This is a genomic window from Monashia sp. NPDC004114 (genome assembly GCF_053603855.1).
In genome coordinates, this window is the sequence record NZ_JBSGGK010000013.1 from 78,290 (window position 1) to 99,377 (window position 21,088).

The 21,088-nt window shown below is 69.6% G+C and carries 21 protein-coding genes; 9 read left to right on the forward strand and 12 right to left on the reverse strand.

The window, feature by feature from the left end; genetic code table 11:
- The first annotated feature begins 332 nt into the window (after positions 1-332).
- Together dnaB and ACWEOW_RS16770 are read left to right on the forward strand one after the other, a co-directional pair.
- Positions 333-2,162, forward strand: coding sequence for a replicative DNA helicase (dnaB, locus tag ACWEOW_RS16765; RefSeq protein WP_452270357.1), 1,830 nt, complete (start codon positions 333-335; stop codon positions 2,160-2,162).
- 159 nt (positions 2,163-2,321) lie between these two features.
- On the forward strand, positions 2,322-2,690 hold the full coding sequence (locus ACWEOW_RS16770; RefSeq protein ID WP_452270358.1) for a nuclear transport factor 2 family protein: 369 nt from the start codon (positions 2,322-2,324) through the stop codon (positions 2,688-2,690).
- A gap of 169 nt (positions 2,691-2,859) precedes the next feature.
- Here ACWEOW_RS16770 and katG read toward each other — a convergent pair whose 3' ends face one another.
- The 3 genes from katG to ACWEOW_RS16785 all read right to left on the reverse strand — a co-directional run bounded on the left by katG (position 2,860) and on the right by ACWEOW_RS16785 (position 5,976).
- The gene (gene katG, locus ACWEOW_RS16775; RefSeq protein ID WP_452270420.1) at positions 2,860-5,049 is read right to left on the reverse strand and encodes a catalase/peroxidase HPI; all 2,190 of its coding nucleotides are present in this window, start codon (positions 5,047-5,049) and stop codon (positions 2,860-2,862) included.
- 57 nt (positions 5,050-5,106) lie between these two features.
- The gene (locus ACWEOW_RS16780; RefSeq protein ID WP_452270359.1) at positions 5,107-5,550 is read right to left on the reverse strand and encodes a Fur family transcriptional regulator; all 444 of its coding nucleotides are present in this window, start codon (positions 5,548-5,550) and stop codon (positions 5,107-5,109) included.
- A gap of 72 nt (positions 5,551-5,622) precedes the next feature.
- The gene (locus ACWEOW_RS16785) at positions 5,623-5,976 is read right to left on the reverse strand and encodes a hypothetical protein (protein ID WP_452270360.1); all 354 of its coding nucleotides are present in this window, start codon (positions 5,974-5,976) and stop codon (positions 5,623-5,625) included.
- A gap of 97 nt (positions 5,977-6,073) precedes the next feature.
- Here ACWEOW_RS16785 and ACWEOW_RS16790 point away from each other — a divergent pair, with 97 nt between their 5' ends.
- The 3 genes from ACWEOW_RS16790 to ACWEOW_RS16800 all read left to right on the forward strand — a co-directional run bounded on the left by ACWEOW_RS16790 (position 6,074) and on the right by ACWEOW_RS16800 (position 7,766).
- Positions 6,074-6,487: a VOC family protein gene (locus ACWEOW_RS16790; protein WP_452270361.1), complete on the forward strand. Its 414-nt coding sequence runs from the start codon at positions 6,074-6,076 to the stop codon at positions 6,485-6,487.
- Positions 6,488-6,614: 127 nt separating this feature from the next.
- The gene (locus ACWEOW_RS16795) at positions 6,615-7,142 is read left to right on the forward strand and encodes a glycine cleavage system protein R (protein ID WP_452270362.1); all 528 of its coding nucleotides are present in this window, start codon (positions 6,615-6,617) and stop codon (positions 7,140-7,142) included.
- Positions 7,143-7,184: 42 nt separating this feature from the next.
- Entirely contained in the window at positions 7,185-7,766 is a 582-nt protein-coding gene (locus ACWEOW_RS16800; RefSeq protein ID WP_452270363.1) for an N-acetyltransferase family protein, read from the forward strand.
- Between the two features lie 104 nt (positions 7,767-7,870).
- Here the strand turns inward: ACWEOW_RS16800 and ACWEOW_RS16805 are convergent, their stop codons facing one another.
- The 4 genes from ACWEOW_RS16805 to ACWEOW_RS16820 form a co-directional block, all read right to left on the reverse strand.
- Entirely contained in the window at positions 7,871-9,256 is a 1,386-nt protein-coding gene (locus ACWEOW_RS16805) for a glutamate decarboxylase (protein WP_452270364.1), read from the reverse strand.
- 38 nt (positions 9,257-9,294) lie between these two features.
- Positions 9,295-10,011, reverse strand: a complete 717-nt coding sequence (locus ACWEOW_RS16810; RefSeq protein ID WP_452270365.1) for a hypothetical protein — start codon at positions 10,009-10,011, stop codon at positions 9,295-9,297.
- 99 nt (positions 10,012-10,110) lie between these two features.
- Complete coding sequence (locus tag ACWEOW_RS16815) at positions 10,111-11,082, reverse strand: helix-turn-helix transcriptional regulator (RefSeq protein WP_452270366.1); 972 nt, start codon at positions 11,080-11,082, stop codon at positions 10,111-10,113.
- Positions 11,083-11,290: 208 nt separating this feature from the next.
- Positions 11,291-11,998 (reverse strand): TetR/AcrR family transcriptional regulator C-terminal domain-containing protein, encoded by a 708-nt coding sequence (locus tag ACWEOW_RS16820; protein WP_452270367.1) that lies wholly within the window; start codon positions 11,996-11,998, stop codon positions 11,291-11,293.
- A 67-nt stretch (positions 11,999-12,065) separates the two neighbouring features.
- Between ACWEOW_RS16820 and ACWEOW_RS16825 the strand changes: the two genes are divergently transcribed.
- Together ACWEOW_RS16825 and ACWEOW_RS16830 are read left to right on the forward strand one after the other, a co-directional pair.
- Positions 12,066-13,103, forward strand: coding sequence for an NAD(P)-dependent alcohol dehydrogenase (locus ACWEOW_RS16825; RefSeq protein WP_452270368.1), 1,038 nt, complete (start codon positions 12,066-12,068; stop codon positions 13,101-13,103).
- A gap of 42 nt (positions 13,104-13,145) precedes the next feature.
- The gene (locus tag ACWEOW_RS16830; RefSeq protein ID WP_452270369.1) at positions 13,146-14,066 is read left to right on the forward strand and encodes an amidohydrolase family protein; all 921 of its coding nucleotides are present in this window, start codon (positions 13,146-13,148) and stop codon (positions 14,064-14,066) included.
- 60 nt (positions 14,067-14,126) lie between these two features.
- Here the strand turns inward: ACWEOW_RS16830 and ACWEOW_RS16835 are convergent, their stop codons facing one another.
- The 5 genes from ACWEOW_RS16835 to ACWEOW_RS16855 all read right to left on the reverse strand — a co-directional run bounded on the left by ACWEOW_RS16835 (position 14,127) and on the right by ACWEOW_RS16855 (position 19,095).
- Complete coding sequence (locus ACWEOW_RS16835) at positions 14,127-15,236, reverse strand: alpha/beta hydrolase family protein (RefSeq protein ID WP_452270370.1); 1,110 nt, start codon at positions 15,234-15,236, stop codon at positions 14,127-14,129.
- Positions 15,237-15,333: 97 nt separating this feature from the next.
- Positions 15,334-16,164 (reverse strand): ABC transporter permease, encoded by an 831-nt coding sequence (locus ACWEOW_RS16840; protein WP_452270371.1) that lies wholly within the window; start codon positions 16,162-16,164, stop codon positions 15,334-15,336.
- The gene (locus tag ACWEOW_RS16845; RefSeq protein WP_452270372.1) at positions 16,161-17,108 is read right to left on the reverse strand and encodes an ABC transporter ATP-binding protein; all 948 of its coding nucleotides are present in this window, start codon (positions 17,106-17,108) and stop codon (positions 16,161-16,163) included. The genes ACWEOW_RS16840 and ACWEOW_RS16845 overlap by 4 nt, the downstream gene beginning before the upstream one ends.
- Before the next feature lie 126 nt (positions 17,109-17,234).
- Positions 17,235-17,756, reverse strand: a complete 522-nt coding sequence (locus ACWEOW_RS16850) for an EXLDI protein (RefSeq protein WP_452270373.1) — start codon at positions 17,754-17,756, stop codon at positions 17,235-17,237.
- 193 nt (positions 17,757-17,949) lie between these two features.
- The gene (locus ACWEOW_RS16855; RefSeq protein WP_452270374.1) at positions 17,950-19,095 is read right to left on the reverse strand and encodes a glycoside hydrolase family 76 protein; all 1,146 of its coding nucleotides are present in this window, start codon (positions 19,093-19,095) and stop codon (positions 17,950-17,952) included.
- A 298-nt stretch (positions 19,096-19,393) separates the two neighbouring features.
- Between ACWEOW_RS16855 and ACWEOW_RS16860 the strand changes: the two genes are divergently transcribed.
- Complete coding sequence (locus ACWEOW_RS16860) at positions 19,394-19,789, forward strand: YciI family protein (protein ID WP_452270375.1); 396 nt, start codon at positions 19,394-19,396, stop codon at positions 19,787-19,789.
- A 4-nt stretch (positions 19,790-19,793) separates the two neighbouring features.
- The gene (locus ACWEOW_RS16865; protein ID WP_452270376.1) at positions 19,794-21,032 is read left to right on the forward strand and encodes an RNA polymerase sigma factor; all 1,239 of its coding nucleotides are present in this window, start codon (positions 19,794-19,796) and stop codon (positions 21,030-21,032) included.
- Positions 21,033-21,088 lie beyond the last annotated feature (56 nt).

Here is a 21,088-nt window from a genome sequence, read left to right on the forward strand (position 1 = left end):
CATGTTCTCCACATCCCGTGGACGGGCGTCTACGCAGGTCGCCGTGCATGACTCGGCGACGGGGTCGACGGCTGACCACAGTTGTGCACACACGTTCTCCACACCTGTCGACGGCGTGTCGCCGACCGGCGTCCACGGGTTGTCCACAGGGGACACGCCGGGTCTTGCCGATCTGGTTGTAGGGCTCGACCGGCCCGCCCTACGGTTGCACGGTGCTCCTTCGGGGAAGGCAGCGTCGGGCGGGCTGGAGGGCCCCGCGACATCGATGTCGGTGGTCGGCGTTCTACTGAGTTGCACCAGCGCTATTCGCAATGTCAGGGGAAGGGGAGCACGTGTCGCTCGACGAGCTGAGCACCAGCGCGTTCGCGACCACGTCGCGTGACGGAGGGCCGCCGGACGACCGGCTGCCTCCTCAGGACGTCGGAGCGGAGCAGTCGGTGCTGGGGGGCATGCTCCTGTCGAAGGACGCGATCGCCGACTGCGTCGAGCAGCTCAAGGGCACCGACTTCTACCGTCCCGCGCACGAGCTCATCTACGACGCGATCCTCGACCTCTACGGGCGCGGCGAGCCGGCCGATGCGATCACCGTCGCCGACGAGCTGACCAAGCGCGGCGAGCTGCCGCGCGTGGGTGGGCAGGCATATCTTCACCAGCTCATCGCATCGGTGCCGACGGCGGCGAATGCCGGGTACTACGCGCAGATCGTCGCCGAGCGCGCCGTGCTGCGGCGCCTCGTGGAGGCGGGCACGCGCATCGTGCAGCTCGGGTACGCCCAGGGCGGCGGTGACGTAGAGGACATCGTCAATGCCGCCCAGGCCGAGGTCTACGCCGTCGCCGACAAACGTGGCGGCGAGGACTACCACGTCATCGGCGACATCATCGAAGCCACGGTCGACGAGATCGAGGTCGCTTCGGGCCGCTCTGGCGAGATGACCGGTGTGCCAACGGGATTCACCGATCTCGATGCGCTGACAAATGGGCTCCACCCGGGTCAGATGATCGTCATCGCCGCACGCCCAGCCATGGGCAAGGCTCTTGCACTCGATACGCCTCTGCCGACTCCCGATGGCTGGACGACCATGGGCGAGGTCGCCGTCGGCGACTTCGTGCTCGGTGCCGATGGCCGGCCCACGCGCGTCGTGGCCGCGACCGAGGTGATGTCGGACCGGCCCTGCTATGAGGTGGAGTTCTCCGACGGCTCGGTCATCGTCGCCGACGAACAACACCAGTGGTCCGTCGTCCTCGACGGGTCAACAGCCCGCGTGCTCACCACTGCACAGGTGCGATATGCCGCCGAGGTGGGTCACGTCGTTACGGTGGAGCGAACGCCTGGGGAGGGTGTCACGCGACTTGGTGCGGCGGGGTGGAAGTTCAGCCGCGTCGAGCCCGTGACGTCGGTAGCGGTGAGGTGCATCGAAGTCGAGGCAGCGGATCATCTGTACCTGGCGGGCGACGCGATGATCCCCACTCACAACTCCACCATCGGACTCGACATCTGCCGGTCGGCAGCCATCAAGCACAAGATGGCCGCCGTGGTGTTCAGCCTGGAGATGAGCCGCACCGAGATCACCATGCGCATGCTGTCCGCCGAGGCCGGCATCCAGCTCCAGCACATGCGCAAGGGCACGATGCGCGAGGAGGACTGGACCCGCCTCGCGTCGACCATGGGCCGCATCTCGGATGCGCCTCTGTTCATTGACGACTCGCCGAACATGTCGCTGATGGAGATCCGTGCGAAGTGCCGTCGGCTCAAGCAGCGCAACAACCTCAAGCTGGTGGTCATCGACTACCTCCAGCTCATGACGTCGGGCAAGCGGGTCGAGTCACGTCAGCAGGAGGTCTCGGAGTTCTCGCGCGCGCTCAAGCTGCTCGCCAAGGAGCTCGAGGTGCCGGTCATCGCGATCTCGCAGCTGAACCGTGGCCCCGAGCAGCGCACCGACAAGAAGCCTCAGATGAGCGACCTGCGTGAAAGTGGATCGATCGAGCAGGATGCGGACATGGTCATCCTGCTGCACCGGGAAGCGGCATACGAGAAGGACTCTCCCCGAGAGGGGGAGGCCGACCTCATCGTGGCCAAGCACCGTAACGGACCGACCGACACGATCGTCGTCGCCTTCCAGGGTCACTTCAGCCGGTTCACCAACATGGCCACCAACTTCTGATCTGTGTCGCGGCCGAGCAAGAAAGCCTGCCTACACGATCCAGCCGTGGGTGGGTCTGGTTGGCAGACATCCCGTGTGGCCTACACGATCCAGCCCGGGCTGGATCAGGCGGGCTCGGTGCCTGAGAGCGTTGTCGGTGGGCTGTGGAACCGTCGGGGGATGGACGCGCCCACCATGATGGTCAGGCTCGCAGGTGTCATCGACGCGCACGACTGGGACCAGCTGCCATCCTTGCTGCACGACGAGTTCACCTGTCGCTTCGTCCACACCGGAGAGACCTTCGACAGGCCCGGCTGGGTGCGGCTCAATGCGGAGTATCCCGGCTTCGAGCATCTCGTCCTCGAGGACTGCGTCGGCTCGGGCGACAGGGCCGCCGGACGCTCGCATGTCACCGGCTACGTCGGCGATCAGCTGGAGCACTACGAGGTGGCGACCTTCATCACGCTGCGTGATGGGCTCATCGCCGAGATGACCGAGGTCTGGGCCGACGTCGGTGCACCCGCGCCTCCGGGCACCCGTCCCGCCTGAGACGGCTGGGACGGGGCGCTCACTCGACCGGGGTGGAGCCGGCATTCGGCTGGGCCGGGTGAGACGAGACGGGGCGCTCACTCGACCGGGGTGGGGGCGGCGTGACGGACGAGCTCGCCTGCGAAGGCCCGGGTCGGCGCCGCACGCCGACCCGGGCCTTCGCCCGGGCTCACTTCTTGACGTCGAAGCGGTCCGCGTTCATGACCTGCGCCCACGCGGCGACGAAGTCGCGGACGAACTTCTCCTTCGCGTCGTCGCTGGCGTAGACCTCGGCGAGCGCCCGGAGCTCGGAGTTGGAGCCGAACACGAGGTCGACCCGGCTGCCGGTCCACGTCTGCTCGCCGGCGGCGTTCGTCGCCGTGAACTCGTCGGCGGCCTCTGTGGTCGGCTTCCACGTCGAGCCGAGCTCGAGGAGGTTGACGAAGAAGTCGTTCGTCAGCGTGCCCGGCCGGTCCGTCAGGACGCCGACGGTCGAGCCGCCGGAGTTCGCTCCGAGCACGCGCAGGCCACCGACGAGGGCCGTCATCTGCGGGGCAGACAGGCCGAGCAGGTTCGCCTTGTCGATGAGGAGGTACTCCGCCGGCAGGTTGCCGCCCTTGCCGAGGTAGTTGCGGAAGCCGTCTGCACGGGGCTCCAGGTAGCCGAACGAGTCGATGTCGGTCTGCTCCTGTGATGCGTCGACGCGCCCAGGCAGGAAGGGCACCGAGACCGTGACGCCGCCCGCCGCGGCCGCCTGCTCGACGCCGACGCCGCCGCCGAGGACGACGAGGTCGGCGAGCGAGACGGTGCGCTCGGAGCCGTCGTTGAAGTCGGCCCGGATGCCCTCGAGCGCGCGCAGAGCCGTGGCGAGGTCGGCGGGGTCGTTGACGTCCCAGCCGCTCTGGGGCTCGAGCCGGACGCGCGCGCCGTTGGCGCCGCCGCGCTTGTCGCTGCTGCGGAACGTCGAGGCCGAGGCCCAGGCGGTCTTGACCAGCTGCGACACGGTCAGGCCCGACTCGGCGATCTTCGCCTTGAGCGTGGCGATGTCGGCGTCGGTGAGTGGCTGACCGTCTGCCGCAGGCAGGGGGTCCTGCCAGAGCAGCTCCTCCTGCGGCACCTCGGGCCCGAGGTATCGGGCGACCGGGCCCATGTCGCGGTGCGTCAGCTTGAACCACGCACGCGCGAACGCGTCCGCAAACTCCTCGGGGTGGTCGTAGAACCGCCGCGAGATCTTCTCGTAGGCCGGGTCGAGGCGCAGCGCCAGATCGGTGGTCAGCATCCGGGGCTCACGCCGGCCGTCGCCGAAGGACTCCGGCACCATGTCGCTGCCGGCGCCGTTCTTCGGGCGCCACTGGTTGGCCCCAGCAGGGCTCGAGGTCAGCTCCCACTCGTAGGAGAAGAGGATGTGGAAGAACTCGTTGTCCCAGCGGGTGGGGTGGTAGGTCCAGGTGACCTCGATGCCGGACGTGATGGCGTCGATCCCCTTGCCGGTGCCGAAGGAGTTCTTCCAGCCGAGGCCCTGCTCCTCGAGCGGGGCACCTTCCGGTTCCTTGCCGACGTACTTCAGCGGGTCGGCCGCGCCGTGGGTCTTACCGAAGGTGTGGCCGCCGGCGATGAGCGCGACCGTCTCCTCGTCGTTCATCGCCATCCGGGCGAAGGTCTCGCGGATGTCGCGCGCGGCGGCGATCGGGTCGGGCGTGCCGTTGGGGCCCTCGGGGTTGACGTAGATGAGGCCCATCTGCACCGCGGCGAGCGGGTTCTCGAGCTGACGGTCCCCGGTGTAGCGCGCGTCTCCGAGCCACTCGGTCTCCGCGCCCCAGTACACGTCGTCGTCGGGCTCCCAGACGTCCTCGCGTCCGCCACCGAAGCCGAACGTCGCGAAGCCCATGGTCTCCAGGGCGACGTTTCCGGTCAGGACCATGAGATCGGCCCAGGAGATGCTCTGGCCGTACTTCTTCTTGACCGGCCACAGCAGGCGACGCGCCTTGTCGAGGTTGCCGTTGTCGGGCCAGCTGTTGATCGGCGCGAAGCGCTGCTGCCCGGCGCCGGCGCCGCCGCGGCCGTCGTGGACGCGGTACGTCCCGGCGCTGTGCCACGCCATCCGGATCATCAGGGGGCCGTAGTTGCCGAAGTCAGCGGGCCAGAACTCCTGCGAGTCGGTGAGCACGGCGGCGATGTCGGCCTTGACGGCCGCAAGGTCGAGGCTGTTGAAAGCGGCCGCGTAGTCGAAGTCGGCGCCGTTGGGGTTCCCCTCGACCGGGTTCTTCGCGAGGATCCTCAGGTTGAGACGGTTGGGCCACCACTCCTGGTTGCCCGTCCCGGCCGGGCGGGTGGCCCGGTCCCCACCGAAGGGGCACGTGGCGGCCTCCGGCTCGTTCATCTCGCCGACCTCGGCGTTGGGTGTGTGAAGCTCAGACACGGGAACGTCCTTCTTTCATCAGTGGGCACTTGCTGAGGCGACCTCGGGCGCGCACGAAGGGCACAGGCCCCAGTACGTCACCTCGGCCTGTTCGATCACGAATCCGTGGTCGTCGGATGCCGTGAGGCATGGGGTCTCGTCGACCGCACAGTCGACGTCGGCGATGACCCCGCACGAACGGCATACGACGTGGTGATGGTTGTCGCCGACCCGCGTCTCGTAGCGCGCGACCGACCCGGCGGGCTGGATGCGGCGAGCGAGGCCGGCGGTGGTCAGGGCGCGCAGGACGTCGTAGACGGCCTGGTGCGACACGTCACCCAGCTCCTCGCGGACGCGGCGGATGATCGTGTCGGTGTCGGCGTGCGGGTGCGCGTGCAGGACGGACAGGACGGCCAGGCGGGGTCTGGTGACCCTCAATGACGACTGCCGCAGCAGCTCCTCGACCTCCGACGGGGTGGGCATGTGGCCGAGTCTTGCCGATGATCTTGAATCAATCAAGTCTTAGTTTGAGACGCCGCGTGGGCCCCCGCAAGCTCAGCCCGGCGGTTGGGTGCGGTGTCCGACGAACTCGTACGCCTCCTCGACCATCACGTCCCAGTCGGCCTCCCAGGCTTCATCGGATGCACCGCCATCGGCCGTGCCGAGCACCACCCACTCGCGCATCGGTCGGCCCTTGCCCGCCGTGAACGGTATGCCGCGACCCGCCGCGACCAGATCGGCACACCGCGCGGCCGGCAGCTTGAGCACGAGCCCAGCGTCCATGAGCATCACGAAGATCCGGCCGTCGACGCGTAGCCCCGCCGTGCCTCCGAAGCCGGTCCCCGCCGTCACGTCGGGCAGCGCAAGGTAGTCGTCCGCGAGGTGCTCGAAATGCTGGCGTGGTGTCATCACAACGCCCCTTTCATCGACCTTCAAGGCCAGCATGGACCGAGGGTCTGACAACGGCCGGTCCCTGCTGCCGACTCACCTAGCGACGGAGTCCGAGATGGCTGACTATCCACGGCTGCTGCACACGGTTCTCGACACGACCGACGTCCGAGGGCTGGCGGAGTTCTACCGCGAGCTCCTCGGGCTGCAGTACCGCCCGGGCGACGAGCCCCCGGCAGACCACAGCGAGGACGATGCGGACTGGCTCGTGCTCGTCGACTCCGACGGCGTGCGCAAGCTCGCCTTCCAGCTCGTCGACCGGCTGGAACGGACGACCTGGCCCGAGCACGACGTGCCGATGCAGCTACACGTCGACTTCACCGTCAGCAGCGTCGCGGAGCTGACCCGACACCGTGACCGCGCGCTGTCCTTGGGCGCGCGGATCCTGCTCGACCGCACGGACGAGGAGGGCGAGCCCCTCTACGTCCTCGCGGACCCGTCCGGCCACCCGTTCTGCATCTTCGTCGCCTGACGGCCGCCCGTGACTGGTGCCACCCGACCGGCGCCACCCGACCTGCGCCAGGTGCCCGGCGCCACCGGACCGGAGCCCGCTGGCGTTCACGCGGGCGGACGGAGCGGACGCTCGATACGATGCATCCGTGCCCAGACTCGTGCTCACCGTCATCGGCGACGACCGCGCCGGCCTCGTCGAGGCGCTGTCGGACGTCGTGTCGGCGCACGGCGGCAACTGGGAGCACAGCCAGCTCGCCGAGCTCGCAGGCAAGTTCGCCGGCATCGTCGTCGTCGCGGCGCCCGCTGATCGGATCGAGTCCCTGACCGCATCGCTGCGCGAGCTGGACGGGCTCCTGGAGGTGTCGGCGCAGCACGGCACCGACACCGACGCGGGTATGCCGGACCACGACCACCGGCTCGCGATCGACCTCATCGGCAACGACCATCCAGGCATCGTCCACGACGTCTCGCGCACGCTGGCCAGGCACCACCTGTCCATCGAGAAGATCGACACCGCGACCCGGGACGCGCCGATGGCCGGCGGTCGCCTGTTCGAGGCCCACATCGTCGTCGCCGTGCCCCGCTCGGCCGACCCCGCAGCAGTCCGCGCCGACCTCGAGCGCATCGCGACAGAGCTCGTCGTGGAGATCGCCGTCACCGACGGTGCCGGGTGAGCCCACGCCTGGCGACCGTCGTCGCAACGTGAGCGTGGCCCGATGACCATCGAGATCAAGCCGGCGACCCGAACGCGGTTCGACGACCTGGCCACGATGCTGGGGCCGAAGAACCCGACCTCCTCGGTCTGCTGGTGCCTCAGCCATCGGCTCGACTCGAAGACGAACGCCGGTCTGGTCGGGCCCGCCCGGGGCGAGTACGTCCGACGCCTGGCTGGTCGCCGAGTCGCCCCGGGGGTCCTGGCGTACGACGATGGAGTGGTCGCCGGGTGGGCGGCCGTCGCACCGCGCTCGGAGCTGCCGTTCGAACGCTCGACGAAGATCCCGCACGTCGACGACCTGCCGGTCTGGTCGATCTGGTGCATCCGCGTGCGGCCCGGCTTCCGAGGACGAGGAATCGCCCACGCACTCCTGGCGGGAGCGGTCGAGTATGCCGTCTCCAAGGGTGCGCCCGTGGTCGAGGGGTACCCGGTCGACAACCACGGGGAGAAGGTCGACCTGACGATGGCCTACGTCGGCACCCGCTCGCTGTTCGAGCAGGCCGGGTTCACCAAGGCAGCCGACACGACGTCCGTCTCCGGCGGTTTCCCCCGCGTCGTCATGCGCCTCGACCCTGCCCGCTAGACCCCGCAACACACCGAGCAGTCGCAAGCTCGGCCGGTTATTACCGTCGACGTTGGCGACTGCTCGGTGTGTTGCCTCAGAAAGGGCGGGCCCCGGGAACCTTGCTAGTGCCCCGGTCCGGTGATCATCTGGCGACGCTCCGACTCGTGGGCTCCGCCCTTCTTCGCGAGGGTCTCGCAGGCGGCCTCGATGTCGCGCGCGAGCGTGTCGACGTGCTCGCGGCTCAGGGTCTCCTTGACCAGCGCCCGCATGATCGTGACGTCCTGGGCGTTCGGAGGCAGGGTGTATGCCGGCACCATCCAGCCGCGCTCGGCGGACAGCTGCCACGCGATGTCGAACTCGTCGTAGCCCGGGTCCGAGGACAGTCGGAACGCCACGAGCGGGAGCTGCTCCTGGTCGCGACCGATCAGCTCGAAGCGGCCCATCGCTTCGAGCTTCTCGCCGAGGGTCCGGGCGTTCTCCTGCATGTTCCGCATGATGTAGGCGTAGCCGGCGCGGCCGTACCGGACGAAGTTGTAGTACTGCGCGAGGACCATCGCCGACCCGGTCGAGAAGTTCAGCGTGAATGTCGCATCGGTCTTGCCGAGGTAGTTCTCCTCGAACACGAGCGGCTTCGCGAGGTCCTCCTCACTGCGGAAGACCAGCCAGCCGATTCCCGGGTAGACGAGGCCGAACTTGTGGCCCGAGACGTTGATCGAGCGCACCTGCTCCAGCCGGAAGTCCCACTCGGAGTCCGGATAGAGGAACGGCCAGACGAACCCTCCGCTCGCGCCGTCGACGTGCAGTGGGACGTCGATCCCGCGCGTGGACTTGATGTCGAGCAGCAGCTTGTTGATCCCGACGATGTCGTCCCGGTGCCCGGTGAAGGTCGTGCCGAGGACTGCCGCGACGCCGATCGTGTTCTCGTCGACGAGCGGGGCGACGTCCTCGGGCCCGATCGTGTACTTGCCCGGCTGGAGCGGCACGATTCGCGGCTCGACATCGAAGTACTTGCAGAACTTCTCCCACACGACATGGACGTCCCCGCCGAAGACGAGGTTGGGCGACTCGGTCGACCCGCCCTCGGCCGTGCGACGTTCGCGCCACTTCCACTTCAGGGACAGTGCGCCGAGCATGATCGCCTCGGAGGATCCGACGGTGCTCGTGCCTGTCGTCGGGCCCGGCGCGTGGAAGAGGTCGGCGAGCATCCGGATGCACCGCTGCTCGATCTCGGCTGTGCGGGGGTACTCCGCGTGGTCGATGAAGTTGCGGTGCAGGTTCTCGGCGATGAGGCGCTGGGCCTCGGGTTCCATCCACGTCGTGACGAACGTTGCGAGGTTGCGGCCCGGATCGCCTTCAAGCGCAAGGTCTTCCGCAACGAGACGCATTGCGTCGGTCGGCGACATCCCGCCTGTGGGGAACTCGCGGCTCGGCACCTCCTGCGTGATGAAGCGGTTCCCGAACAGGGCTGCGTCGGCTGTCGGGTCGGACGTGTCGGGCTGGTGGGGCATGGTTCTCCTTCGTTCGGTGAGGGCCTACGGATCGGAGGTCACGGCTCTGTGGAGGTCACGGGTCTGGGGAGGTCGCGTCGCGCCGCCACGTCGTGCGCCCACGCAGGCAGCATCAGCGCGGCCCCCACGAAGAAGCACACGGCGCCGAGCAGCGTGCCGGCCAGGGACCAGGGCACGTCGACCATCTGGCCGGTGCTGGGCAGGACGAAGCTGGCGATCGCGGAGGCCATGAACAGGATCGAGCCGACCATGTTCACCCATGCGATCCACCACGGCAGTGAGCGCGGCCGGTAGCTGAGGAAGCGGCCGAGCGCCAGGATGGCGAACGCGCTCGCGATGAGAAAGAGCGTCGAGCCGACGAAGTCGGGTCGCCAGACGCGGCGGTCCTGCTGCACGACGGTCGCATTGTGCAGGAGCGCGGCGAACGTGCTGACGTTGAAGCACAACGTTCCGGGGAACTGGGTGGCCGCGGCCAGCCAGTTGCGGTCGTGGGGCAGCCAGGCCCAGAGGCGCACCGGTTCCCTGACGCGCTGTCGCCGCTCGTCGACGTCCGTCATCGCTGGCGACTGCGCCTGGAGCAGCTGGCCGAACGACGCGGAGGTGAAGAAGATCGACCCGATGAAGTAGGTGACGGAGTCGGCAGTGCCACCGACGGCGTCGATGTATGCCGGGACCGAGCCGAGCACGAAGCAGGCCGAACCGATCATGAACAGCCACGCGACGGCGGTGTTGAGACCGGCCGGCTTGAGTCTCATGTCGCCCCCTCGACAGGTCCTGGCGCGTGCGTCGCCCTCCCATGGTCCACCCTGCCGGAGGGCCGAGCCAGGTTTCGGTGGAAGTAGGCCTTGGCCGCGCTACCCGTCGGCCGCTGCCGCGAGCGCCCGTTGTCCGAGCTCACGGACGGCGTCGCGCAGCTCGGGGCACTGGACGACCCGGTATGCCGCGGGCAGCCGGGTGAGCTGTTCGGCATACCAGCGCGGGTTGCTCGTGCTGCCCACCAACCGTGTCGTCGTCCGGCCGTCGGACGACTCGACCGCCTCGAGCCGTCCCATGGCCCGCGAGATGCAGCGGGCGACGACGTCGACCGGCGCGTCGATGACGAGCTCGACGTCGTACTCCCAGCCGAGCGCGAGGTGGTCCTCGAGGAAGGCGACGGGATCGAGGTCGGCAGGACGCTCGAACGTGTCGTCGAGCACCTCGACGTGGCGCACTCGGTCGATGCGGAAAGCCCTTGTCGCGCCGGATGGCACGACCCGGCACAGGAGGTACCACCGCCCGTGGCGGACGACGACCGCCCAGGGCTCGACGCGCATCTCCCACTCGGTGCCCGCCTCGGAGCGGTAGCCGAGGCGCGCCTGGAGCCGGCTGGCGCACGCCTGCACCAGCTGGGTGGTCGTCTCTGGGTCGGGCCGGGCAGCTGCGCGGTCGGGGGCGGGTGCCGTCGTGCGGCGGACGGCCTCGGCCTGGGCTGCGACTGCTTCGGGAAGGACGCGGACGATCTTGCCGAGTGCGCTGCCGACGGGGTCGGCCGGGTCGCCCGCCTCGTGGTGGCCATCGAGCACGGCCATGACCAGCCCCAGCGCCTCGGCCGGGCTGAACATCAGCGGTGGGAGTCGCAGCCCGCGACCGACGTGGTACCCACCGTACGGGCCTCGGACGGACTCGATGGGTATGCCGGCCTCGCGCAGGATCGCCACGTAGCGCCGCGCTGCCCGCTCGGAGACACCGAGCTTGTCGGAGAGCCGCTCCGCGCTGATGCCGGGGGAGCCCTGGATCAGCTCGAGCGCGAGCAGGGCACGTGCCGTGGGGCTGGCGTCGGGAATCATTCACATCACCCCAGATCCGGAAGCGACTCGTCCGGATCGAAGCCTAGCCGCGGCGTCGGACAGTGCCAGAGCCTGACATCTTCGAACCGCCTGAGCTGCATGTCCCCTCCAGATGATCTCGACGACATAGCAAGTCCGCGTGCCGGCCTGCTGTTGAGCGTGCCCGCCCTTGGCCGCATGGACTTCGTATGTCCTTCGGGACAGTGCGTCAGCAGGCCGCGGTCGCAACGGCACGCTCGAGGCCGTCGAGGACCAGGCCGAGGCCGTACTCGAACTCGTCGCCGTAGTCGTACCCCGGCTGGAGCACGTGCTCGGTCGCGAGCTCGACGAGGTAGGGGTAGTCGTCGGGCGAGATGGCGGGCATCATCGCCGCTGCCACCTCGACGGCCTCGTCGGCCGTCTCGAACGGCAACGTCGTCTCCTGCAGCACGAAGCCGTACACGTACGCGTCGATCAGGGAGAAGGCGTGAGCCGCCATCGCCACCGAAAACCCTTGCACACGAAGGCAGCCCACGACAGCGTTGTGGTGTCGGAGGGTCGCCGGGCCGGGCGAGGTCCGCGACTCCATGAGCGGTGCCGCCCATGTATGCCGCCGCAGCGCCGCCCGCTGCGACCGGCAGCGCCGCTGCAGCTCGGATCTCCACGGCCCGCCCACGACAGGCAGGTCGATCTCGGCGAAGACAGCGTCGACCATGCCGTCGACGAGCGCGTCCTTGTTGGCGACGTGGTTGTAGAGCGACATCGCCTCGACCCCGAGGGACTGGCCCAGCCGTCGCATCGTGAGCCCCTCGATCCCATCGCGATCGGCGAGCTCGACCGCGGCGCGCAGGACGCGCTCCCGGGTGAGCGGCATACGGCTGGAGGTGGACGTGCGTTGCCGGGCCGGCATGGGCTCCCTTCCGGGGGTTGACGACACTTACAGCGTAAGCCTACCGTGGACGCAGGAGGACTTACACCGTAAGTCGAAGTTGAGAGGACACGTCATGTCAGCGCCGATCGAGTCAGCTCCGTCCAGCACCGCACCGGCAGGAGCCGATGCCGGCATGCAGGCGGTCGTGCAGCGGGAGTACGGGACCGATCCGGCGGCAGTGCTGCGGCTCGACCGCGTCCCTCCTCCGCGTCCGGGTGACGACGGGGTGTTGGTCCGGGTCCACGCCGCGAGCCTCGACCGCGGGACGTGGCACGTCATGGCCGGGCTGCCGTTGGTCGCCCGGCTCGGCCTCGGCCTGCGCCGCCCGAGGACGCTCAACCCAGGTCGGGCCTTCGCCGGCACGGTCGAGCAGCTCGGGGCGAACGTCAGCGGCCTGCGCGTGGGTGACGAGGTCTACGGGACGGCAGGGGGCGCCTTCGGCGAGCTCGTCGTCGCCCGGTCGCGCCGCGTGGCCCTTCGGCCCAGGTCGGTGTCGATGGAGGCCGCGGCCGCGACGACCATCTCCGGGCCGACCGCGCTGCAGGCGGTTCGCGACCGCGCGAAGGTCACCGCCGGTCAGCGGGTCCTCGTCCTCGGCGCCTCGGGCGGAGTGGGGAGCTTTGCCGTCCAGATCGCCAAGGCGCACGGTGCCGAGGTCACCGCCGTGTGCAGCGGCACCAAGGTCGACTTCGTCCGCGGGCTGGGCGCCGACGACGTGATCGACTACGCGACCAACGACCTCGATGGCAGTGGCCCGTTCGACGCGATCCTCGACATCGGTGGCAACCGGCCGCTGTCGCTGCTTCGACGGCTGCTGACGCCGCGCGGTCGCCTCGTCATCGTCGGCGGTGAAGGCGGCGGGCCGTGGCTGGGCGGCATCGACCGCCAGCTCCGGGCGAGCCTCCTGTCGCCCTTCGTGGGGCAGACCCTCGGCACCGTCATCGCCTCCGAGAACGCCCCGGACCTCGACATTCTCCGTGACCTCATCGACAGCGGACGGGTCGTGCCCGCCGTCGACCGCGCCTACCCCATCGACGACGTCGCGGCTGCGATGCAGCACCTGGTCGACGGCCGGACTCGCGGGAAGGTCGTCCTCACCATCGCCCCCTGAGCGCCCGGAGGCCCACGCCGGTCGTGGCTTAACCTGCCTAGGGTGAGCGGGACGTGGGAGACGCAGGAAGGTCGGACGACCGCAGGGCCGGTGACTGATGCGGAGGTCCCCGGCTACGTCAAGGCGCTGGGGCTGCCGGGCCTCGCCGACATCCATGTGCACTTCATGCCGGACGCGATGCAGCAGAAGGTGTGGTCCTTCTTCGACGGCGCCGACGAGAACTACGGCACCTCGTGGCCGATCGCCTACCGCGACTCCGAGGAGCAGCGCCTCGCGACCGTGCGACACCTGGGGCTCAAGGCGATTCCGGCACTGAGCTACGCACACAAGCCGGGGATGGCGCAGTGGCTCAACGCGTGGGCGGCTGACTTCGCCGCCCGTGTGCCGGATGCCGTGCACTGCGCGACGTTCTACCCGGAGCCGGGTGTCGAGGCCTATGTCGACGACGCCCTGCGCGCCGGCGCGCGCCTGTTCAAGCTGCACGTCCAGGTCGGTGAGTTCGCGCCGGACGAGGTGGCCCTCGCCGGGGTCTGGGCGACCCTCGAGGAGGCGCAGGTCCCGGTCGTCATCCACGCGGGCTCGGCGCCGCTGCGGGGCACGCACACCGGGCCGCGGGCCGTCGCGACGGTTCTGTCCCGGCACCCGGGCCTCGTCCTGGTCGTCGCGCATCTGGGTATGCCGGAGTACCACGAGTTCGCCGACCTCGCCGAGACCTACGACGGTGTCCATCTCGACACGACCATGAGCGCCACGGACTTCACAGACCGGTTCGCCCCGCTGCCAAGCGACTACGTCCGGCGCCTGGACGCGCTCCGCGACAAGGTCGTGCTGGGCTCCGACTTCCCGAGCATCCCGTACCCCTATGCCCACCAGCTCGAAGCGCTCGCACGTCTCGGCCTCGGTGACGACTGGATGCGGGCCGTCCTGTGGCACAACGGAGCCCGCCTGCTCGGGCTCGCCTGAGACGCCGCCCAAGCGCAACCACGCCGGATGCCGGTGGGGGGCGGACGGCATACCGCGGGGTCACGTCATGTGCTCGTCGAGGAACGCCAACGTGCGGCGTATCGACAGGGGCCACTGCGACGTGAAGGTATGCCGCTGGCCGGGGTAGACGTAGAACTCGACGTCCTTGCCTTCGTCCTCGAGCGCGGCCACGGTCTCGCGCGACCACTCGATCGGACAGTCGTCGTCGAGGGTGCCGTGGTGGATGAGCAGCGGTTCGGTGATGCGGTCGAAGTATGACCTCGGGCTGGTCTCCCGCCAGTTCGACGGCTGCGCCTCGGGCGTGCCCAGACGGGCGATCACCTGGCTCGCCGCTCCGGCGCGCGACGTGTCGCGACGCACCCAGCGGTTGAAGTTGTCGACGGTGTCCGAGCTCACCGGCGAGTAGGCGACGGCAGCGCGGAAGAGGCCCGGACGCGCGACGAGCGCGTTGAAGACGACCCCACCACCCATCGAGCGCCCGATGATGCCGACGCGCTCGGGGTCGACGACCTGTGCCTTCTTGAGCGCGAGGCCGGCGTTGATGGCGTCGACGGTGTAGCCGTTGCGCAGGTTGGCGTCGTTGCTGGGATCCTTGCTCGACTGCGCGTGGTTCCGGTAGTCGATGTGCAGCGTCACGTACCCGTGCCGAGCCAGGTAGTCGCGCTCCCGCAGCATCGTCTCGCCGTTCGTGTACTCCGCGGGGTCCACGTAGCCGTGCGCGAGGACGACGGCGGGGAACGGCCCCTGGCCACGCGGGATGTTGATCCGTCCGGAGATCGTCAGGCCGTTGCTGTGGTACGTCACGAAGTACTGGCGGTAGGCACTCGTGCTGCCACCCTCCCGCCCCAGCCGCAGGTCGCCGCCGGAGTACGGCGAACCGATCAGTGCTGCGATGCTCGCGGGGTCGGGCGGGCGTTCGTTGGTCGGCTTCGTCGTGGGCTCACGTGGGCCCGGCGCGGTCGGGACGGATGTGCCCGGGGCTGAGGACGCCGGCTCGTCACCCGGGATGCCGTCGGTGTCACCAGACCCAGCCGACGACGTTGGCGGCGGGGCCTGGCGGCTCTGGGTGCACGCGGTCGCGGGCAACAGCACCGCCAACGCGGCCAGGGCGGCCACGAGCGGTCGAACGGCTCGGCGACAGTCGTTCACCCATCGAGTCTCACCCAGCGGGCAGATGACACCTAGCGCCGTGACCAGACTGCAACCTGCGACGCACTCGACTTCCGGGGTGAAGGGAGCGATCAGCTCAGGCGATGCCGGTCGTGACGACGCGGGACCGGTAGAGGCGCATCGACCAGAGGTAGCCGACGAGCGAGATGCCGGCGCACCATGCGAGCGCCACCAGTGCGGTGCCGCCGTCGACCGGGGCGGTGCCGCCGTTGAGCAGCCCGCGCACCGTCTCGATGATCGGCGTGAACGGCTGGTGCTCGGCGAACCACGCCAGTCCGGCGGGCATCGAGTCGACGGGCACGAAGCCGCTGCCGAGGAACGGCAGGAACACGAGGAACATCGGCAGGTTGCTCGCGGTCTCGACGCTCTTGCTGACCAGGCCAAGGGCGATGCAGAGCCAGGTCAGCGCGAAAGCGGTGAAGACGAGCATGCCGACCAGCAGCAGCCAGTCCACCGGCCGAGCCGTGGGCCGGAACCCGAGGCCGAGCGACACGAGCAGCAGGACGCCCATGGCGATCATCGACTGGATGATGCTGCCGAGCACGTGACCGGCGAGCACGGAGCTCGGCGAGATCGCCATCGTGCGGAAGCGGGCGACGATCCCCTCGGTCATGTCCATGGCGACGCTGATCGCCGTGCCCTGGGCTGCTGCTGCCGCCGCCATGACGACGATCGCCGGCGTGACGTACGCGAGGTATGCCGAGCGGCCGTCTGCGCCCGACAGCCCGGGCTGGCTGCCCGGCAGGCCCGCCCCCAGCGTGCCGCCGAAGACGTAGACGAACAGCAGCAGGAAGAGGATCGGCATGCCGATCAGCAGGAACGTCATGCTCGGGTAGCGCAGCATGTGCAGCAGCTGGCGGCGGAGCATCGTGCGGTGGTCCTTGAAGGCCAAGGTGATGGTGCTCATCGTGCGACCTTTCGTGAGTCCGTGGTGAGGGAGAGGAAGACGTCGTCGAGGTCCGGAGCTGTGACCTCGAGGTGCTCGGCCTCGATGCCGGAGTGCTCGAGCCGGTCGAGGACCGAACGGAGCCCGGGTATGCCGTCCGAGCCGGGGACGCTGAAACTGAGGCTCTCGTCGTGGCGGGTGCCGTCCGGGAACAGCGCCGCGGCGGCGGCCAGCGCGGCAAGATCCGGCACCTGGAAGCGGATCGCGCCACCCGGCACCTGTCGCTTGAGCTCGGCCGGGGTGCCCTCGGCGACGATCCGGCCGCCGTCGAGCAGGGCGACCCGGTCCGCGAGCTGGTCCGCCTCGTCGAGGTACTGCGTCGTGAGCAGGATGGTCACGCCGTCGGCGACAAGGCCGCGCACGAGGTCCCACAGGCCACGCCGACTGCGCGGATCGAGGCCGGTGGTCGGCTCGTCGAGGAACACGACTCGGGGGTCCCCGACGAGGGTCATGGCGAGGTCGAGCTTGCGCCGCATGCCACCCGAGTAGGTGGCGACCGGCTTGCCAGCGACCTCGGCGAGGTCGAACCGCTCGAGCAGGTCGGCGGCGCGGCGCGCGCTCTCGGAGCGGGCCAGGTGGTGCAGGTCGCCCATGAGCAGGAGGTTCTCCTGCCCGGTGAGCAGGCTGTCGACCGCAGAGAACTGGCCCGTGACGCCGATGACCGAACGGACCGCGGATCCCTCCGTCGCGACGTCGGACCCGCAGACGCGGGCGGTGCCGCTGTCGGCGGCGATGAGGGTCGACAGGATGTTGACCGTCGTCGTCTTGCCGGCGCCGTTGGGGCCGAGCAGGGCCAGGATCGTGCCCTGCGGGACCGTGAGGTCGATGCCGTCGAGAACGACGTGGTCACCGTAGGACTTCTGCAGCCCGGTGACCTCGATGGCTGCTTGGTGCTGAACAGACATGGGAGTTCCCTTCTGGGAGAGCGTTTCTGGGCAGGCTCACGCCTACGGCTGGCGTTGCCTGGTGAGGGAGGCGCGGGCCCGGCCGGTCGGCGGTTTCGTCAGCGGGCCGCGAGCAGGTGGATCAGGTCAGATGTCGAGGTCCTCGACGAGCGGCTGCTCGGCGGCGGCTGCGACGAGGTCGAACAGCTCGGTCGGGATCTCACCCTTGAGCTGGGCGATCGTGTCGAAGACTTCGAGGGTCGCGGTGGCGGGGGTCGTCCCCCACACCTGGTCAGAGCTGAAGTGCTTGCGCCACCCCGTGGCCTGGCCGTCCGCACCGCCTTGGTGGATGAACTCCTCGGACTTCTGGTGATGCAGCGCGATCTTGCCCGTGCGCGTCCGGTAGACCCGGAACTGCTCGTAGACGCCGCCCTTGCGGGTGCGGCCCCACTCGACGAGCAGGATCCCGAGGAACCGCTGGCGGCGTCCCTTGCCGGTGCCCACGTGGACGGTGATCTCTTCGAAGCCCTCGAGCTTGCCCTCCTCGAGCTCGACGAGTCGGCGCAAGCCCTTGGTGATCGCTTGGGAGAGGTTGCCTCCGACGAGCTCCTGCGCCCGCTCGAACAGCGGCAGGTCGGCCTCGGAAACGTAGATCGTCTTGTTCGGCACGGGCTCATCCTAACCGCTCGTGTGTCCATACGCATATGTATACGTATAGTGGATCCGCATGTCAAGAGGCGGCTCCCCTGCTCTGGTCGAGTGGGCGCCCCGTCACTCTGGTCACATCCCCAAGTGGGGCTGGTGGGGCGGGGCGATCACTCGACGTGGGGGCCCACGGGTGGGGGTGCGGCGAGGAAGCCAGCTACCCGAGCGAGGCGGCGGCCTCCAGGGTCGTCCAGGCCTGGAGCTGGGTCGACAGCTCGACCGGCCCCCCGGCCTGCGCGACGTCCCGGGCGGGGCGCGCCGGGTCGGTCGAGAACACCGCCAGCGTGCCGTGCCTGCCCGACGGGCTGTCCCGCTCCTCCCGGCCCTGCCAGAAGGCGTCGGCCGTGTCCCGGACCAGCCGTGCCGCGGTGTCCCGCGCCTTGGCATCGAGCGACGACGTCGAGGCAGCCAGGGCGAGGTAGCGCGCGAGGATCCCGGTGAAGAGGCCCCCGTCACCGCCGCCATGCGTCCGGAGGAGGCGTATGCCGTCCACCTGAGTCGTGAGCCGATCGTCCACTGCCGCAACGAGATCCGATGCACGACCGAGGCTCTCGGGGTCGCCGAGAGTGACCAGGGCTCCGAGCACGGTCCCCTGGTTGTAGGTCCAGACGTCCGGGACGACCTGCTCGGTCGACCCGGCGATCCGGATGCCGTCGAGGAACAGCCCGCTGTCGGCACTCCACAGCCGGGCGTAGATCCAGTCCACCAGCTCCTGTGCCAGCGCGGTCTCGCCCAGCCTCGCCAGGTGCAGCGCGGCGGGTCCCGTGGCGGGCACGTTCTTGAAGTCGCGGTCAGTGCTCCAGAAGAGGCCACCTGCGAGGTCGTCCGTGATCGCCGAGCGGAGCGCTGCCGTGAGGTCCCGCTCGGCGGTCCCGAGCCGCCGAGGTCCCTGCCCCCTACCCGATGCGACATCGTGCGTGGCGTGCAGCTGCGCGAGCCGACCGGTAGCGAGCACCATCCACGCCATGTCGTCGTAGAAGGCGTTGGTCCACCGGAGACCGTTGCGCAGCCGGACCGTCCGGGTCAGCCGGTCACCAGTACGGACGCGGCGCGCGGCACCGGCCTGGTCACTGTGCCGCAACGCACGCAGGCCGGCGTCGACGATCACGTCGAGGTAGTGCGCCTGCCACCAGTAGTTCCACGTGCCGTAGATCCCGCCGAAGGATCGCGGAGCGGGGGAGGCGATGCGCCCGAGGTGGGTGAACGGCATACGGAGCAGAGACGAGCCGAACAGCGTCGTCACCGAGCGCTCCGCGGCAGCCGCGCGGACGTCGAGGCGGAGCGAGCCAGGGGCGACGGGCACGCTGCGACGCTACCCGCCGCCCATCCGTCCCCCCATCGAGTGGCCCCGTAGTCCCGCCCGCTTCTCGTCGAGTGGCCCCGTCGTCCCGCCCGCTTCTCGTCGAGTGGCCCCGTCGTCCCGGGGGTCACATGGCACGAGTGACGAAGCGGCCACTCGACGGGGGTTTGGTGGTCTGGTGGTCCGGCGCTTCGGCCCGGCGATGTGGAATTCTCGGAACCGGGTGTCGAATGGGACCCGTCGGCTCCGACGTCTCCGGCACAGACGATGCGCCGCAGGGCGCCCGACCGAGGAGTCACACATGAAGTACCTGCTCATGATCTACAGCAACCCGGCATCGTGGGGGCATCCGACCTTCCTGCGCACCGCCGAGTTCCTGGACATGACCGACGACGAGCGAGCCGGCCTGACGCAGGAGTTCGAGACCCTGCTCACCGAGATCAGCGAGTCGGGCGAGCTCGTCGGGGCGCAGGCCCTGGCCGACCCGATCACCTCGCGCACTGTTCGCGTCCGGGACGGGGGCATGCTCGTCACGGACGGGCCGTTCGTGGAGGCGAAGGAGCACATGGCCGGCTACTTCATCGTCGACTGTGCAACACCGGAGCGGGCCGAGCAGATCGCCTCGCGCTTCCCCGACGCGCGCTTCGCCGGCGTCGAGGTGCGACCACTCATGGACGGCACGGCCGAGGACCTGTGACGCGATGTCCCAGCCGATCGTGACCGACGACCTGTGGCGTCAGGTGACGCCACAGGTCATCGGCGCACTGGTGCGGCGGTACGGCAACTTCGACCGCGCCGAGGACGCCGCGCAGGAGGCCCTGGCCGCCGCTGCGCAGCAGTGGCCCGAGCAGGGCGTGCCCGACGATCCCAAGGCGTGGCTGATCCGGGTCGCCTCGCGCCGGCTCATCGACAAGTTCCGGAGCGACGAGGCCCGGGCCCGCCGCGAGCTCCAGGACGCGACCTCCGCGTCGGCCGACATCCTGTTCGCGCCTCCGGCGGACGTCGAGTCAGCATCCGACGCCGACGACACCCTGACGCTCCTCCTGCTGTGCTGCCACCCGACGCTGACGCCACCAGCGCGAATCGCCTTGACACTCAGGGCAGTCGGCGGACTCTCTACCGACCAGATCGCCCGTGCCTTTCTTGTCCCCGAAGCGACCATGGCGCAGCGGATCGTCCGCGCCAAGCAGCGCATCCGCGAGTCCGGAGCCCGGTTCCAGCTGCCGCCCGCCGCGGAGGTCGCTGACCGGCTTCGCGACCTGCTGCACGTCCTCTACCTCGTGTTCACCGAGGGGCACACGACGACGAGCGGTGACCGCCTCCACCGGATAGATCTCACCGAGGAGGCGATCCGTCTGACCCGTCAGGTGCACGGGCTGCTTCCCGACGACGGCGAGGTGTCCGGCCTGCTCGCGTTGATGCTCCTGACCGAGGCTCGCCGCGCCGCCCGCACCACGGACTCCGGCGACCTCGTGCCGCTCGCCGAGCAGGACCGCTCGCTCTGGAATGCGGCATACATCGGTGAGGGCGTGGCCCTGGTGACCGACGCACTCTCGCGGACGCCGCTCGGTCCCTATCAGGTGCAGGCGGCGATCGCGGCCGTCCACGACGAGGCGGCGACGGCAGCCGAGACGGACTGGCCGCAGATCCTTGCCCTCTACGGCATTCTCGAGCAGCTCGCGCCCGGCCCGGTCGTCTCGCTGAACAAGGCCGTCGCCCTCGCGATGGTCGACGGCCCGGAGTCGGCGCTCGCCGTCCTCTCCGATCTGGAGCAGGACCGGCGGCTCGCCCGGCACCACCGGCTCCACGCCGTGCGCGCCCATCTGCTCGAGATGACCGGCGACACCGAGCGAGCCCGGGAGAGCTACCTGCTCGCGTCCCGGCTGACGACGAGCATCCCCGAGCAGGACCACCTTCGTCGAAGGGCAGAGCGGCTCTGACGGACGTCGGCGGACCCTTCGGCGCGACCGCACGACCGACGACGCAGACGTGCCGC

What these genes read in the sequence shown, in the direction of transcription:
- ACWEOW_RS16770 (WP_452270358.1), top strand. Translation starts at nt 2,322, where the DNA reads ATGGACGCGCCCACCATGATGGTCAGGCTCGCAGGTGTCATCGACGCG.
- katG (WP_452270420.1), bottom strand. Translation starts at nt 5,049, where the DNA reads ATGAACGAGCCGGAGGCCGCCACGTGCCCCTTCGGTGGGGACCGGGCC.
- ACWEOW_RS16780 (WP_452270359.1), bottom strand. Translation starts at nt 5,550, where the DNA reads ATGCCCACCCCGTCGGAGGTCGAGGAGCTGCTGCGGCAGTCGTCATTG.
- ACWEOW_RS16785 (WP_452270360.1), bottom strand. Translation starts at nt 5,976, where the DNA reads ATGACACCACGCCAGCATTTCGAGCACCTCGCGGACGACTACCTTGCG.
- ACWEOW_RS16790 (WP_452270361.1), top strand. Translation starts at nt 6,074, where the DNA reads ATGGCTGACTATCCACGGCTGCTGCACACGGTTCTCGACACGACCGAC.
- ACWEOW_RS16800 (WP_452270363.1), top strand. Translation starts at nt 7,185, where the DNA reads ATGACCATCGAGATCAAGCCGGCGACCCGAACGCGGTTCGACGACCTG.
- ACWEOW_RS16805 (WP_452270364.1), bottom strand. Translation starts at nt 9,256, where the DNA reads ATGCCCCACCAGCCCGACACGTCCGACCCGACAGCCGACGCAGCCCTG.
- ACWEOW_RS16810 (WP_452270365.1), bottom strand. Translation starts at nt 10,011, where the DNA reads ATGAGACTCAAGCCGGCCGGTCTCAACACCGCCGTCGCGTGGCTGTTC.
- ACWEOW_RS16815 (WP_452270366.1), bottom strand. Translation starts at nt 11,082, where the DNA reads ATGATTCCCGACGCCAGCCCCACGGCACGTGCCCTGCTCGCGCTCGAG.
- ACWEOW_RS16825 (WP_452270368.1), top strand. Translation starts at nt 12,066, where the DNA reads ATGTCAGCGCCGATCGAGTCAGCTCCGTCCAGCACCGCACCGGCAGGA.
- ACWEOW_RS16840 (WP_452270371.1), bottom strand. Translation starts at nt 16,164, where the DNA reads ATGAGCACCATCACCTTGGCCTTCAAGGACCACCGCACGATGCTCCGC.
- ACWEOW_RS16845 (WP_452270372.1), bottom strand. Translation starts at nt 17,108, where the DNA reads ATGTCTGTTCAGCACCAAGCAGCCATCGAGGTCACCGGGCTGCAGAAG.
- ACWEOW_RS16860 (WP_452270375.1), top strand. Translation starts at nt 19,394, where the DNA reads ATGAAGTACCTGCTCATGATCTACAGCAACCCGGCATCGTGGGGGCAT.
- ACWEOW_RS16865 (WP_452270376.1), top strand. Translation starts at nt 19,794, where the DNA reads ATGTCCCAGCCGATCGTGACCGACGACCTGTGGCGTCAGGTGACGCCA.